Here is a 14,007-nt window from a genome sequence, read left to right as displayed (position 1 = left end):
TGGACATATTGCAGCCGAAAAAGTCATCCTGTATCCTCTAGTGTCATATTGAAGATCTATCGTTCCTGTTTTCAATAAACTTATTCAGAAAAATAAAAGACTACGCAAAATGGATGCGTCAATACTGTGAAACCATAGGGCGGTAGCGTTCCTAATCACAGCTTACGGCTAGGACAATGTATTATATGGCTATAGAATCACTGCGACAGGTGGGGCAAACCTTTGCTTCACCTGTACTTACTTTTTTTTCACAGCAACTCGCTCAACTCCCCTCCAACCACTACTTCTTTCTTGCCCGTGAAGGATATTGGCTCGAACAAGCTTATGATGCTTATCAAACCGCACGCGGTGTAAAAACAAGCTCTCAATATTTACTGGCATCTCGAGCTTTTCTGTTCAAGTTAGGTCTTATTGAGCCGAAAAGTTATGACATTTCACTGAACTTTTCTTTCTCGGGTAGTCTTTATGAGCTAATGCGAACACGCTTTATGCTCAGTGATGTCAGCATTCGCAAACTGTTCGATGAGAAGCAGCAGTCGAAGAACATTGTGTTACCTCACGACCTTGATAAGGTTGCCCAGTTACTTCAAGACAAGCTCCCACTGCTAACATCAATTATTGCCCCATCCATGGAGGCGTATCGCCACTATTTAGCAAGCCTTGGTTTTTTCGACCAGAAAGAGGTTCATTTAGTTGATCTTGGCTACAGTGGCAGCATTCAAACACTTCTAAGCCTCTTATTTAATGTCGACTCAGTAGGACACTATTTGATTGCCTCTAATCCGGGACAGCGCACTCAAAACGGCAACCAATTAACTATGAAAGGCTACTTACATGAGGGAAGTAAGCTCGGTGAAGGTTACGCACCACTGGATCGTTCCATGCTGCTAGAGGCCGTACTCACAGCACCAACGGGGCAATTTCAGGATATTCGGTTCGACCAAACGGGAGATCAAACCTACCAATTTTTCTACGGGCGAAAGGTACGAACACAGCACAACTTCCACACGCTGGAAGCGATAATGAAAGCCGCTCTTGAAAGTATCGAGCAACATTCAGCCCTCGATATTTCATTTGAAAAGCAAGAAGTAGAGCAAATTCTAACGTCACACATGAAAAAACAAGGCATGTTCCCGAGGAGTAGCTGGGAAGTATTTGCTCTCGATGATGATATTGCAGGAGAAGGCACACTGGACGCATTAGATTTTTGGGGATTAAAGCGATGAATTACCGAGCAATGGTAAAACACAAATTACCACTAGCAGAAAAACTGCTGCGTAAGAATCCAATGTTAATGCGCTTGGCGGTAAGAACTGAATCTCACCTCATCAAACGACAACTTAAAAACCAAACCAAACAACTGCAAGGCACAGTCGCCGCGCTATCAACCGACCAAATAGAGCTGTTACAAGATGCCAAAAAACAAGGCATGTTCGACCGCAAGTGGTACGAAGATACCCAACAGCGAGTATTTAATAGTGAACTTGAGGCATTTGGTGACTACCTGAGTAAAAGCCGCTTTTGTGGGGTTAGTCCGAGCCCGGCATTCGACAACCTGCATTACTTAAAATCCAACCCAGATATCTATCACTCTGGATTACCGCCACTAGCCCATTACCTAGCGACAGGCAGCAGTGAAGGACGACCTTCACGACCGTTTTTACCGAACTGGACTCCGACAGACAAGCTTGATACCTCAATAGATATGAAAGCAATTGAGTCATTAAACATCGCCCTTTGCTTGCATGTTTTCTACGATGACTTTCTTGATTACTATCTAGAGTGCCTAAAGACCTTCCCGACAACAGTGGATGTCTTTGTATCAGTGACCAGTGAAGCATCAAAAAAACTGGCTGAAACAACGCTAGGTCAATGCACTAACATTAAAAAGTTGAAAGTTGCTATTGTCCCTAACCATGGCCGAAATTTCGGGCCACTCTTGGTCGAGTTTGGCGAACAGCTGATGGATTATGACTTATTTGCGCATTTGCACTCTAAGAAGTCACTCTACTCCGGTCGTCAACAAACACAATGGGCCGATTATTTAGGTGAGTTCTTACTCAAAGACTCCCACCGAGTCGCTCAAATGCTCACTTACTTTGCACACGATAAAGACTGCGGCATCTATTACCCAACCTCATTTTTCATGATGCCAGATTGGGTAAACCACTGGCTTAAAAACAAACCTTTTAAGCAGAAATTCTTTGACGAGTGGCAAATCGAACATCATAACGACTTCCTTGCTTACCCTGTAGGCGGAATGTTTTGGGCTCGACCTTCTGCTCTCAAACCTATGCTTGAGAAAACTTACCAATACGATGATTTTCCCACCGAGCCACTACCAAACGACGGTTCGGAGCTTCATGCGCTTGAACGCTGTATCGGTCTGCTCGCAGAGAAAACGGGGCACAAACAACTGTTCTACGTACCAGAGTTAGGCTCTTTTACACATGACCAAAGTTTTGTCTTCTCAAATTATGTGAATTCAAAGCAGCAGCTAATGGACAAGGTTAGACCTTTTGATATTATCTCGTTCGATGTGTTTGACACGCTTGTTCGTCGCAGCCACTTCGTCCCAGATTATGCCAAGCTTAAATTCGGGCAACAGCTCGAAAAAGACACTCTAGTCACAAATGCCCATGAGTTCGTCAAACTTCGCAATAAGGCCGAATTTGAAGTGCGAAAAGAGACCAACTTCCAAGGTGACATCAATATTTTCCAAGTGTATAACAAGTTAGGTCAGCACTTTGGCTGGTCAACCGAACAAGCGCGGCAATACGCTGAGGTAGAGTTCGGCTACGATCTCGCTATGATTGATAGTAAAGATGAAATCGTAGACATTTTGAATACGCTTATTGGCATGGGCAAAACCGTTTACATAATCTCTGATACTTATTACAGCGAGCATCAAATCGTGCTAATGCTACGTAAAGCAGGTGTAACTAATGGTTATCAGCTTTATGTCTCTTCAGAGATGGGGCTGCGCAAAGACAATGGCAGCATGTGGTCATATATGCAAGGTCATCTTAAAAACAAAGGCAGTTTCGTTCATATCGGTGACAATGCTGTCGCCGACGCCCAAATCCCAGGTGACTTTGGGCTGGCGAATCTACACATATTAAACCCTTCCGACAAATGGCAAGCCGCTGGCTTTGATAACCCTCTCGTCGGCAAAGATGAATTAAACGAACAACTAATTGCAAAATGGGGACCAATGATCAGTAGCTTTGGTCGTTACCCGTTTTTTGGTGAATAACTTTCTATGAGTATCAACCTTAATCAACCTAAAACCCTTATTTTCCACCCTGGCATTGGTAAAACGGCAACAAGCGCAATTCAAACCATAGGGCTTGAGTTACCTACAAACAATTCGAGACAAGCCTGTTTTTCACCGTATGGCGTCTATGGTGGTGCACACAATCATTTCGCCTCTGTTCATCCTGGATTTAGCCCAGCGATTTTTGAAAAGGAATGGAAGGAGCTACTTAAATTTGCCCTTAACAGAGATGCCAGCACCATAGTCTCTAGCGAATTTTTAATTAGAGACAATGCAAATCATATCGGAGATATGCTGGAGAGTGCGCTCAAAAGTGGCTTACAGGTCAAAGTACTATTTGCAATAAGAGATTACACTGACTATCTAAAATCCGCTTACCTTCAAGCGGTTAAGGTGCAGTGGGGACTGCGCCAAAATGAGCATGTTTTCGATTTTTGTCATCGAGAACTGGGGCAAATACGTCTCCCAGAAAAACTCGATACCTGGGCAAGGCATATCGGCGACGAAAATATTTATGTCAAAGAGTTTACTCGTGAATCTAAAGATTTTGTTCGGAGCTTTTTTTCTGACATTGAAATCGCATTGCCTGACGACATATCTACAAACCAAAAGGTCAACTCTTCCATACCTTTTGAGGCAGCCCAAACATTGCGAGCATTCGATCGAGTCTGTAAAGATGTAGAAAAGCGAAAAGAGCTGATCTCATTTTTATCAAACATCGACTATGATGGCAAACATCAACAATCGGTCAGTAATAAAATAAAGAAAGAAATAACTCGTAATACTTATCAGCATGACTGTGAACGATTAAAAGCACGATATCAATGGATTGAAAGCAAATGATTGAAATGAACTACCAAGATCCTGTGGCTCGAAGAGTAAAGCATGATTACTCTCTAAAACTTAAAGACCATATTACTCCGATATGTGGTTCAGATATCAGCGATACGCGTTTATATCAATCTACATTTACCAAATTTACACCAAGGTACCAAATAGAAGAGAATGCACTTTTTCTACCATTTAGTGAGTCCTATCACATTCCCGCAAATGGTTTCATGGAGCACCTCGGCTATGATAAACATCTCAACCCAATTCTTATCGCCGATCACTACAAACCCGTTTTAAAAGGATATAAAGACCATAACCAATTGCCAGTTTATCCATTTAAAAGAAACCTACCAAGCCTAAGATTGACCGGAAACCATTACTATATGGGGCTTCTAAATCCTCATTATGGCCATTTTTTCCTGGAGTCGCTTACTCGATTCTGGCTTGCTATGAAAAAACCGAACTTATTAGAAGTTGACACTAAGTTTGTTTTTCATGTTTATAAAAACTTTTCTCTAGAAAGTGAAAATAGATTCTTTTCTTCTAATCTTACCGAGTACTTGAATGCATTAGGGATAAGAAGAGAAAATATTATATTCGTAAGAAAGCCAACCACATTTGAGAGAATCATAGTCCCTGAAACTACAGTCTCAATTAGTGATGGCAACTGCTACTTTGCCGATGAATCGAAACACGTTTGTAGTCATCTTAATGGATTACTATCAAGAAACCACCATTCAAAGCAGGGTCAATGTCGCAAGGTTTATATAACTAGAAAACTCTTAAATAACCCCGTACAAGGTAGAGCAATAGAAAATGAATCTGAAGTAGAGCATTATTTTAGAGATATAGGTTTTGACATAGTAGCTCCAGAAACACTTACGCAATCTGAAGTACAATCAATCCTATCCGATACAACGTTTATAGCTGGAACTCCAGGCTCTGGCTTGCTAAATTCATTTTTCATCCCCCATCATGCTACTACATTAGGTTTAACTTGCTTACCTGCAACAATATATAATCCAGGCTTGAATCATCAAATAAATGCCAACCTAATATCTGGCCACAAAAGCTTAGCTTACTTTGCTTCTGACGAACTAACAAAAGTAGAAAAAGACAGCATAAAGTGGAAAGTAGACATTGACAAACTAGACGAAAAGTTAACTACACACCTGTAATTGGAGGCTGTCTTTGTTCAAACATATAATTGTTCACCTGGGGCTACACAAAACTGGCACTACCTCAATTCAAAGAACATTATTTGTTAATTATGATGCATTGCTAAATTTTGGTATTGCGTACCCAAAATTTGAAGTCGATAGATTTAAACCTGCAAACCAATCTTGGCCTATAATTAACCTGGTAAGTAACAACCCTTCCGGCTATCACTTAAACATAAGAAATCAGATTGACAACAAGATTATATCATTATCAAACATGCATAACATTGCTACCCTAAGGGAAATGTCTGAAAAATGTGATACCCTACTTATATCCGCTGAGGGCATTTCAAACTTAGACGCAAATCACCTTCAAAGGTTCAAAACGGTGATTGAGTCTAACTCGGATAAAAGAGCAACTTTTGAGTTTCATTATTTCAAAAGAAAAGTTGATAATTATATTACCAGCGTCGTTCAAGAACGCCTAAAAGGTGGAACGTTAGAGCACCATATCTTTGAAGGGTTAAGTGCAAGCGATATGAGCAATGACTACTTACGCATCGATGCTCTAAAGCGAATTTTTCCTCAATCGAAAATTACTGAACATAGTTTTGAGAAGGCTTGTAAATACAGGCGTGGCTTAGAGCACTACTTTTTAGAAAAAGTGGTAGGTTACAAACACTCTTTCAAAGCAGTGAAAATCAGTAACGAAAGCTTGAGCGCTCAATCCTATGAACTTATTCAAAATTACATTTCCTCATCTAGTCTATACCAAGATGTACCCTTATCAGGGAGCGAATACCAAAAAAACATCCACCTACTATCCTTGATTAACGGTGATAAGTTCAAGCTAAACCTTAGGCATATTGGTTACATAAAAGCATTTGAAAACAAAAAGCACATTTTAAAAGAGAAGGAACTGTTGAGAGAAGCATTACCTGCAGAGTATTGCTGGAAAAGATTAGACTTCAAGAGTACTTGCAAACACCTAATAATCGTTAGTGATGAGTGTCGAAATATTTCCCTAGACTACTTGAGATGCCTAGCCCGCGAAACCATACGTACTTATCCAAAAACCACGGTTCAACTCATACTTTTGATAATAACAGTCAAATTCGGAGTTCCACTGCGTTCAATAATCAAAGCCATTAGAGTGAAAGCAAGTAAAAAGGGTAAATATGATAAAGGCCAGTAACCTTACCAAGTTCTACCCTTCTGAACTTGGTAACCAGTATATTTTTGAAAATCTAAACTTCACCTTTCCAAGCAACAAAAACATTGCCATCCTAGGCTCGAACGGCGCTGGCAAGTCAACGCTCTTCAGGATACTGGCAGGTAGTGAGTATCCCAATAAAGGTAAGGTCGTCACCAATAAATCTATTTCTTGGCCAGTTGCTCTCGCGACGGGTATTCATCCACAAATGACTGGGCGGGAAAACACCCGTTTTATAGGCCGAGTCAATGGTGTGAAGAACTTAGCTGAGTACGAGGAAAAGGTAAGAGACTTTGCAGAGCTGGGCATCAAATACGATCTACCCGTCAAAAGCTACTCTAGTGGTATGCGCTCTCGCTTAGCGTTTGGTTGCTGCATCGCCATTGACTTTGACGTGTACCTAATTGATGAAGCTACCTCTGTCGGGGATCCCAAATTTAAACGCAAGGCTAAACAAGCGCTGTTAGACAAGTCTCGAACAGCTAATGTGATTATGGTAAGCCATGATATGAAAGAAATACGGCAATTTTGTGATAGCGCTGTGATACTGCATCAAGGCCAATTGCAATACTTCGAAGATCTCGAACAAGCTTTGGATGTTTATAGCAGTTTATAGTAGCTTTCACTATCACTACTCTCTCGACTTATTATCAAGTCCATTTTATGATAGCTACTGGCTAGAAAACTAAGAAGGAATGCAAACAGGTTACGACCTTTAGCACAGAGACAAACTATGGATAACAACAGACTTACACACCTAAAGGCGTTAGAAGCCGAGTCAATTCAGATTATGCGCGAAGTCGCCGCTGAATTTGACAACCCTGTCATGCTTTACTCTATCGGCAAAGACTCTTCAGTACTGCTTCATCTCGCGCGTAAAGCCTTTTACCCAGGTAAAATCCCTTTCCCGCTCATGCATGTTGATACTGATTGGAAATTCAAGGAGATGATCGAGTTTCGTGATCGTCTAGCGAGCGAGTATGACTTTGATTTGATCGTGCACAAAAACCCGGAAGGCTTGGCCATGGGTGTCGGTCCGTTTACACACGGCAGTTCTAAGCATACCGATATTATGAAAACCCAAGGTTTAAAGCAGGCATTAGATAAGTATGGCTTTGACGCCGCTTTTGGTGGTGCCCGTCGTGATGAAGAAAAATCTCGAGCCAAAGAACGTGTTTACTCGTTCCGCGATAAAAACCACCGCTGGGATCCTAAAAACCAACGCCCTGAGCTTTGGAACATCTACAACTCAAAAGTAGAGAAAGGCGAAAGCATTCGTGTGTTCCCTCTGTCAAACTGGACCGAGCTAGATATTTGGCAATACATCTACCTAGAAAACATTGAAATTGTCCCTCTATACCTTTCTGCACCACGCCCTGTTGTGGAGCGCGATGGCACCCTGATTATGGTCGATGATGATCGCATGCCACTAGAAGAAGGCGAAGTACCAGAAATGAAGATGGTTCGCTTCCGCACTTTAGGCTGCTACCCACTCACCGGAGCCGTTGAATCTGAAGCAAAAACATTGCCAGAAATCATTCAAGAGATGTTGCTATGCACCACTTCGGAACGCCAAGGCCGGATGATTGACCATGATTCAGCTGGTTCGATGGAGAAGAAGAAGATGGAAGGCTACTTCTAAGAGTAGCTGAAAGTTCGTAGCTTTTAGCTGACAGCTGTGTGAAGTTAGTCGTAAACATCAAAGTTTGCGAAGGTCGTTCGAGTCCGACTAGTTATTCTTTTTTCATTAGACCTAGGGGGTCATATGAATTTTGAAAAACTAGAAGTTTGGCGCAGAGCAACTAGGCTCTCTGCCAATATTTATAGAGAGACAGAAACGCTAAAAGATTTCGGTTATAGAAATCAACTCACTCGCTCAGGACTCTCTGTACCCAGTAACATAGCGGAAGGAATGACTCGCACAAGCGATCGTGAAAAGATCCGATTTTTAGAAATCAGTCGTTCATCGCTAGCTGAAGCCAGAACACAAATCTACATTGGCTCACAAATAGGTTATTTGCCTAAAGAAATTGCAAACCTATGGCTTCGCGAAACTAAAGAAATCGCAGCCATGCTGACGGGGCTAATGAAAAGTATTAAGCAGGAAGGAGCGAGCTAACAGCTAACAGCTAACAGCTAACAGCTAACAGCTTATCGCCTCTTTTTCTAGAAGGAATTAAAAATGTCACACACATCCAACCTTATTGCTGAAGATATCCAAGAATATCTTCGAGTACATGAAAACAAAGATCTACTGCGCTTTTTAACGTGTGGTAGTGTTGACGATGGCAAATCGACTCTAATCGGTCGTTTGCTTTATGATTCAAAAATGATTTTTGAAGATCAGATGTCAGCGATTGAGAAAGACTCAAAACGCTTTAATACCACTGACGAAGAATTTGACTTAGCACTCTTAGTGGATGGTCTGCAATCAGAGCGTGAGCAAGGCATTACCATCGATGTGGCTTATCGCTACTTCTCGACTGAGCAGCGTAAATTCATTATTGCTGATACTCCAGGGCACGAGCAATATACTCGTAACATGGCGACAGGCGCTTCCACGTGTGACCTTGCTATTATTTTGATTGATGCTCGCCATGGCGTTCAAGTGCAAACTCGTCGTCATAGCTATATTTGTTCATTACTGGGCATTAAACACATCGTTGTAGCTGTGAACAAAATGGATATCGTCGATTACGACCAAGATGTTTACAAGAAAATCAAAGACGACTACCGCGAGTTTTCCAAAGACCTTGAGTTTACAGACATTCGCTTTGTGCCTATTTCTGCTCTTAAAGGCGACAACGTCGTGAACGAGAGCGAGAACATGCCTTGGTACCCTGGCTCTCCACTGATGAAATTGCTCAACTCTGTGAATATTCATCGTGACGGCTTCGAGGCCTTCCGCTTCCCTGTGCAATATGTTAATCGCCCTAACCTCGATTTCCGCGGTTTCGCAGGTACGATTGCCGCTGGTGACATTCGTGTTGGCGACTCAGTGATGGCATTGCCTTCAACCAAACAAAGCAAGGTAAAGTCGATTGTTACTTTTGATGGTGAACTTGAAAAAGCTCACGTTAACCAAGCGGTGACTATCACTCTTGAAGACGAAATCGACGTCAGTCGTGGTGACATGCTAGTACGCCCTCATGAGCAACCGGAGTCGAGCCAATTGGTGGACGCGGATATTGTATGGATGGCAGAAGAACCTCTACATGTTGATCGTCAATATGAGATCAAGGTCGGTGCTAAGTCGGTCTTTGGTGAGATACAGAACATTCATTACAAAGTGGATGTGAACACCATGGAACAACAACCGACGAACCAACTGGCGCTCAACGAAATTGGTCACTGCCAAGTTTCCTTTACCGAGCAAGTGGCTTTCGACGCTTACAATGATAACCGAGCAACAGGCGCGTTTATCATTATTGATCGATTAACGAACATCACTGTTGGTGCAGGTATGATTCGCCGCTCTGTTGAAGGGGTTATCGCCGCAAAAGCGCCAGAGCAGTACTCTGAGTTTGAGCTTGAACTGAATAAGCTGGTAACTAAGCACTTCCCGCATTGGGGAGCGAAAAAGCTTTAGGGAGAGCTTATAGCTGGAAGCTTATAGCTGTCAGCTTTCAGTCAGAGCCTGAGAAGGGGAGCTGGAAGCTTGTAGCTGTCAGCTTTCAGTAAGAACCTGAGATGGGGGAACTGATAGCTGGAAGCTTGTAGCTGTCAGCTTTCAGTAAGAACCTGTGATTGGGGGAACTGATAGCTGGAAGCTTTCAGTAAGAGCCTGAGACGGAGGAACTGATAGCTGGGAGCTTATAGCTGGCAGCTTTCAGTAAGAGCCTGTGATTGGGAGAACTGATAGCTGGAAGCTTATAGCTGATAGCTGCCCCCCCCTCCTCCTACTGCTGTATTTCTAAGGGAACTGAATGCTAGTTCTTATTGTTTTTGTTTTAACTATTGCGGGGTTGATTCGATTTCAAAGTCGACCTGCGATGGTTTTTGGTGTTGCGTTTATGGTGCTTTTTGCATCGAGTGCAGTATCGACACAAGATGTACTTAACAGTATGTCTAACCAGGGCTTATTAACGCTTGTTTTACTTATGCTTTGCTCGCTGGCGTTGGAAAAGACTCGATTGTTGAGATTAATTGCCGTTCGCGTGTTGCACCAAAGCTACTTACAAACCTGGTTGCGCCTTTTTGGTATTACTGTTGGTGCTTCCGCTATTTTGAACAATACAGCGGTCGTTTCTACCATGTTGGCACCGATTAGGAATAACCCCTATCATCCTGCAAGCAAATTGCTTCTTCCTTTGTCTTATGCTGCTATTCTTGGCGGAACGTTAACGCTGGTTGGTACCTCAACCAATCTTATCGTCAACAGCTTAGTTTTAGATCTTCAATTACCTTCACTTCAGTTTTTTGACTTCACTAAAGTTGGTCTCATGTTGGTTGCCTCATGTGGTGTTACTTTATTGGTGTGTAGCCGTTGGCTGCCGATACATGAACGCGAGTTTAAAGAGACCCAAAGCTACTTTATCGATGCTAAGGTGTTACCAAAATCGAACCTTGTTGGTAAAAGCATTGAACAAAATGGCTTAAGGCATTTGGAATCACTGTTTTTAGTCGAGATCGTTCGTGCAAACCAGCTAATCAGTCCGGTGTCACCAACGGAAGTGTTACAGGTCAATGATCGCCTTATTTTTAGTGGTGATATTCAAAAGGTCATGCAGCTTAGTCAGTTTGACGGGCTTGAAACCTTCGCTCACAACAATGGCCTCCCGTTAGACAATTTAACCGAAGTCGTTATCCGGCCGGAAAGTCACATCGTTGGTCAGACACTGAAAAAAGCAGGATTTCGCGCTAAATTTGACGCCGCGGTGGTCGCTATTCGCCGAGACGGTCAAAGGGTGTCTGGAAAGCTCGGTGAGGTTAAAATAGAAGCAGGCGACGCTTTTGTGCTGGCTGTAGGTTCTGACTTTGCCCATAGACAAAATATCCAGAAGAACTTTATTGTCCTGAGTGGTGTTGAAACTGACTCCATGCTGACAGGTGGCAAAGAAGTTTTAGTTTGTTTAGGTTTCTTTGCTACTATAGCGCTTGCAGCATTTGGATTCATTCCCTTGTTTAAGGGATTATGCATCTTGCTTGGTATTTTGCTTCTAAGCCACTGCCTCTCCGTTAATGAATTGCTCCGAAGGTTTCCCGTCGATATTTGGTTAATCATTGCTTCTGCCTTGGTATTATCTCAAGCGATGACAAATGTCGGCGTACAGTATGTACTGGAAGGGGTAGTCGAAAACTATCTGTCTGGAATGACGGCTCTTACCGCGTTAATCATTGTCTATTTGCTCACATGGTGGTTAACCGAACTGGTCACCAACAACGCTGCTGCCGCACTCATATTTCCAATGGCTGTAGGCTTAGCGGAAGCTATGGGCGCAAATAGTATGGCGTTTATCATGGCCGTTGCTTTTGGTGCCAGCGCAAGCTTTATTAGCCCCTATGGCTATCAAACAAACTTGATGGTTTTCAACGCTGGTAAGTATCGACTCATCGATTTTATTAAAGTGGGCATCCCTGTCAGCATAGTGTATGGGATTACGGCTATTCTGGGGATTGTGACGGTTTATGGGTTGTGAGCTGGGGAAGCTAGCAGCTAACAGCTAACAGCTAAAAGCTAAAAACCCCTGCTCTTACTAACATTTATTTAGAGGATTTATGACTTCACCTTATGTCGAGAAAAATGCGCAGAATGAAAAGTCAAGCGATGTCGTTTGGCACTTAGCTTCTGTGAGTCATGAAGAGCGCGTGACACAGTTAAATCAAAAGCCAGCTATTTTGTGGTTTACAGGGCTTAGTGGCTCTGGGAAATCTACGATCGCAAACGCGGTTGACAAGATGTTATTTGATCTAGGTATCAAAACGTACCTTCTAGATGGCGATAATGTTCGCCATGGTTTAAATGGTGACCTAGGCTTTAGTGATGACGACCGAGTAGAAAACATTCGCCGTGTCAGCGAAGTTGCAAAACTTTTCGTTGATGCAGGTATCATAGTATCAACGGCTTTTATCTCCCCTTTTACATCCGATAGAAAGATAGCAAGGGATCTTGTTGACTCGTCTCAATTTATTGAGATTTTTATTGATACCCCTCTTGATGTTTGCGAATCTCGAGATCCCAAAGGCTTATATAAAAAAGCTCGATCCGGCGAAATCAAAAACTTCACTGGTATCTCATCGGCTTATGAGGAACCTAACGCTCCAGAGATACACGTTAAGTGTGGCGAAAAAAGTATCGAACAATGTGCGATACAGATTGTAGATTACCTTCGTGACAACAATTACATCAGATAACGTTTTTATGGGATAAAGTGACACAAAGATGTCACGTTAGTCACTCAATATAATAGAACACAACGTCAAGGAACAAGTAGTGCTTACAACAACGGCTGGTGTGCTCACGGTATCGACCTTGAGCCTATTATCTATGCGCAAGGCAGCTTTACGATATGGCTTTGTGGATAGCCCTTGTAACAGAAAAAGGCATTCTGGTGATATTCCGCTTGTTGGTGGTGCTTCGCTATTTGTTTCCGTTGTTTTTCTTTGTCTAGTGCAGCCCACGCTTGTTCCGATTAACTTGGACTACCTTATCGGAGGAGCCATCTTGGTCATCGTCGGTATGTTTGATGACAAGTATGATATTTCGGCGGGTATTCGTCTTTGCTTGATGATTATATTAGCAATTTGGATAGCAAATGTTGGCGGACACAGCATTGAAAATCTTGGCGATCTTACGGGTTCAGGCAAACTCGACATTCACGAATATAGTGTGGTCTTTACAGCAGTAGCGCTAATTGGGTGTATTACTGCATTCAATATGGTAGACGGTGCAGATGGGTTGTTGAGTGTTCTAGCCAGCGTTACCCTTCTTGGGCTCGCAACTCTTTTCTATGCATGTGGCGAGGTTAACCTCGCATCCTTTTGCATACTTTTCATCTTAGCTATGGTGCCTTATGCTGTTTGTAATCTAGATATCATACCGAACCGCTCACTGCGCGTTTTTATGGGAGATTCTGGCAGTTTCCTTATTGGGTTTACTGTGATTTGGCTGATGATAGCAGCCACCAAATCGTCAGGAGTCCCTTCAGCAGAGCCTATGATGCGTCCAGTTACTGCACTTTGGCTTATCGCTGTGCCGCTGATGGATATGGCAATGGTCATGCTGCGAAGAATGAAAAATCGACGGTCTCCATTTTCCGCCGATCGGTTGCACTTACATCATATCTGTACGCGCCTAAAATTGGGTCGCTACCAAAGCCTTTTTATCATCGGCAGCATATCACTCGCACATGCTCTTGTTGGAGTAGCAGGAGAGATGCTGCAAATCCGAGAGTCTATCATGCTCGCTCTATTCCTCTTATCGTTCCTCATGTATGTGCTGTCCATTAGCTACATCTGGAAACTGACAACCTTCCTCAGACACCGATTAAACATTCGCTAATATCTGTCATAAGTTAATCCATGTC

The 14,007-nt window shown here is 42.7% G+C and carries 12 protein-coding genes; all 12 read left to right on the top strand.

Annotated elements, in window-relative coordinates; genetic code table 11:
- The first annotated feature begins 185 nt into the window (after nucleotides 1-185).
- The 12 genes from PG915_RS01910 to wecA all read left to right on the top strand — a co-directional run bounded on the left by PG915_RS01910 (nucleotide 186) and on the right by wecA (nucleotide 13,982).
- Nucleotides 186-1,226 (top strand): hypothetical protein, encoded by a 1,041-nt coding sequence (locus PG915_RS01910; RefSeq protein WP_353497642.1) that lies wholly within the window; start codon nucleotides 186-188, stop codon nucleotides 1,224-1,226.
- Nucleotides 1,223-3,256, top strand: a complete 2,034-nt coding sequence (locus tag PG915_RS01905; protein WP_353497641.1) for a rhamnan synthesis F family protein — start codon at nucleotides 1,223-1,225, stop codon at nucleotides 3,254-3,256. Before PG915_RS01910 ends, PG915_RS01905 begins: the two co-directional genes overlap by 4 nt.
- Before the next feature lie 6 nt (nucleotides 3,257-3,262).
- Nucleotides 3,263-4,120: a hypothetical protein gene (locus PG915_RS01900; RefSeq protein WP_353497640.1), complete on the top strand. Its 858-nt coding sequence runs from the start codon at nucleotides 3,263-3,265 to the stop codon at nucleotides 4,118-4,120.
- Nucleotides 4,117-5,286: a glycosyltransferase family 61 protein gene (locus PG915_RS01895; protein WP_353497639.1), complete on the top strand. Its 1,170-nt coding sequence runs from the start codon at nucleotides 4,117-4,119 to the stop codon at nucleotides 5,284-5,286. Before PG915_RS01900 ends, PG915_RS01895 begins: the two co-directional genes overlap by 4 nt.
- Nucleotides 5,287-5,299: 13 nt before the next feature.
- Nucleotides 5,300-6,463: a hypothetical protein gene (locus tag PG915_RS01890; protein WP_353497638.1), complete on the top strand. Its 1,164-nt coding sequence runs from the start codon at nucleotides 5,300-5,302 to the stop codon at nucleotides 6,461-6,463.
- Entirely contained in the window at nucleotides 6,447-7,097 is a 651-nt protein-coding gene (locus PG915_RS01885) for an ABC transporter ATP-binding protein (protein ID WP_353497637.1), read from the top strand. The genes PG915_RS01890 and PG915_RS01885 overlap by 17 nt, the downstream gene beginning before the upstream one ends.
- Nucleotides 7,098-7,214: 117 nt before the next feature.
- The gene (gene cysD, locus PG915_RS01880; RefSeq protein ID WP_353497636.1) at nucleotides 7,215-8,123 is read left to right on the top strand and encodes a sulfate adenylyltransferase subunit CysD; all 909 of its coding nucleotides are present in this window, start codon (nucleotides 7,215-7,217) and stop codon (nucleotides 8,121-8,123) included.
- Nucleotides 8,124-8,246: 123 nt separating this feature from the next.
- The gene (locus PG915_RS01875; RefSeq protein ID WP_353497635.1) at nucleotides 8,247-8,600 is read left to right on the top strand and encodes a four helix bundle protein; all 354 of its coding nucleotides are present in this window, start codon (nucleotides 8,247-8,249) and stop codon (nucleotides 8,598-8,600) included.
- A 63-nt stretch (nucleotides 8,601-8,663) separates the two neighbouring features.
- Nucleotides 8,664-10,070, top strand: a complete 1,407-nt coding sequence (gene cysN, locus PG915_RS01870; RefSeq protein ID WP_353497634.1) for a sulfate adenylyltransferase subunit CysN — start codon at nucleotides 8,664-8,666, stop codon at nucleotides 10,068-10,070.
- A 337-nt stretch (nucleotides 10,071-10,407) separates the two neighbouring features.
- Nucleotides 10,408-12,120 carry an SLC13 family permease gene (locus PG915_RS01865; RefSeq protein WP_353497633.1) on the top strand — a complete coding sequence of 571 codons (1,713 nt, stop codon included), beginning with the start codon at nucleotides 10,408-10,410 and terminating at the stop codon, nucleotides 12,118-12,120.
- Nucleotides 12,121-12,199: 79 nt separating this feature from the next.
- Nucleotides 12,200-12,835 carry an adenylyl-sulfate kinase gene (gene cysC, locus PG915_RS01860; RefSeq protein ID WP_353497632.1) on the top strand — a complete coding sequence of 212 codons (636 nt, stop codon included), beginning with the start codon at nucleotides 12,200-12,202 and terminating at the stop codon, nucleotides 12,833-12,835.
- Between the two features lie 79 nt (nucleotides 12,836-12,914).
- Nucleotides 12,915-13,982, top strand: coding sequence for a UDP-N-acetylglucosamine--undecaprenyl-phosphate N-acetylglucosaminephosphotransferase (wecA, locus tag PG915_RS01855; protein WP_353497631.1), 1,068 nt, complete (start codon nucleotides 12,915-12,917; stop codon nucleotides 13,980-13,982).
- Nucleotides 13,983-14,007: the final 25 nt, after the last annotated feature.

Origin of the sequence: Vibrio sp. CB1-14 (assembly GCF_040412085.2) — a bacterium.
Lineage (GTDB): Bacteria > Pseudomonadota > Gammaproteobacteria > Enterobacterales > Vibrionaceae > Vibrio > Vibrio chaetopteri.
Note: the sequence above shows the minus strand (reverse complement) of the source record. Positions and strands in the feature narration are given on the sequence as shown.

Coding starts and splice junctions, on each gene's coding strand:
- PG915_RS01910 (WP_353497642.1), top strand. CDS start 186: ATGGCTATAGAATCACTGCGACAGGTGGGGCAAACCTTTGCTTCACCT.
- PG915_RS01905 (WP_353497641.1), top strand. CDS start 1,223: ATGAATTACCGAGCAATGGTAAAACACAAATTACCACTAGCAGAAAAA.
- PG915_RS01900 (WP_353497640.1), top strand. CDS start 3,263: ATGAGTATCAACCTTAATCAACCTAAAACCCTTATTTTCCACCCTGGC.
- PG915_RS01895 (WP_353497639.1), top strand. CDS start 4,117: ATGATTGAAATGAACTACCAAGATCCTGTGGCTCGAAGAGTAAAGCAT.
- PG915_RS01885 (WP_353497637.1), top strand. CDS start 6,447: ATGATAAAGGCCAGTAACCTTACCAAGTTCTACCCTTCTGAACTTGGT.
- cysD (WP_353497636.1), top strand. CDS start 7,215: ATGGATAACAACAGACTTACACACCTAAAGGCGTTAGAAGCCGAGTCA.
- PG915_RS01875 (WP_353497635.1), top strand. CDS start 8,247: ATGAATTTTGAAAAACTAGAAGTTTGGCGCAGAGCAACTAGGCTCTCT.
- cysN (WP_353497634.1), top strand. CDS start 8,664: ATGTCACACACATCCAACCTTATTGCTGAAGATATCCAAGAATATCTT.
- PG915_RS01865 (WP_353497633.1), top strand. CDS start 10,408: ATGCTAGTTCTTATTGTTTTTGTTTTAACTATTGCGGGGTTGATTCGA.
- cysC (WP_353497632.1), top strand. CDS start 12,200: ATGACTTCACCTTATGTCGAGAAAAATGCGCAGAATGAAAAGTCAAGC.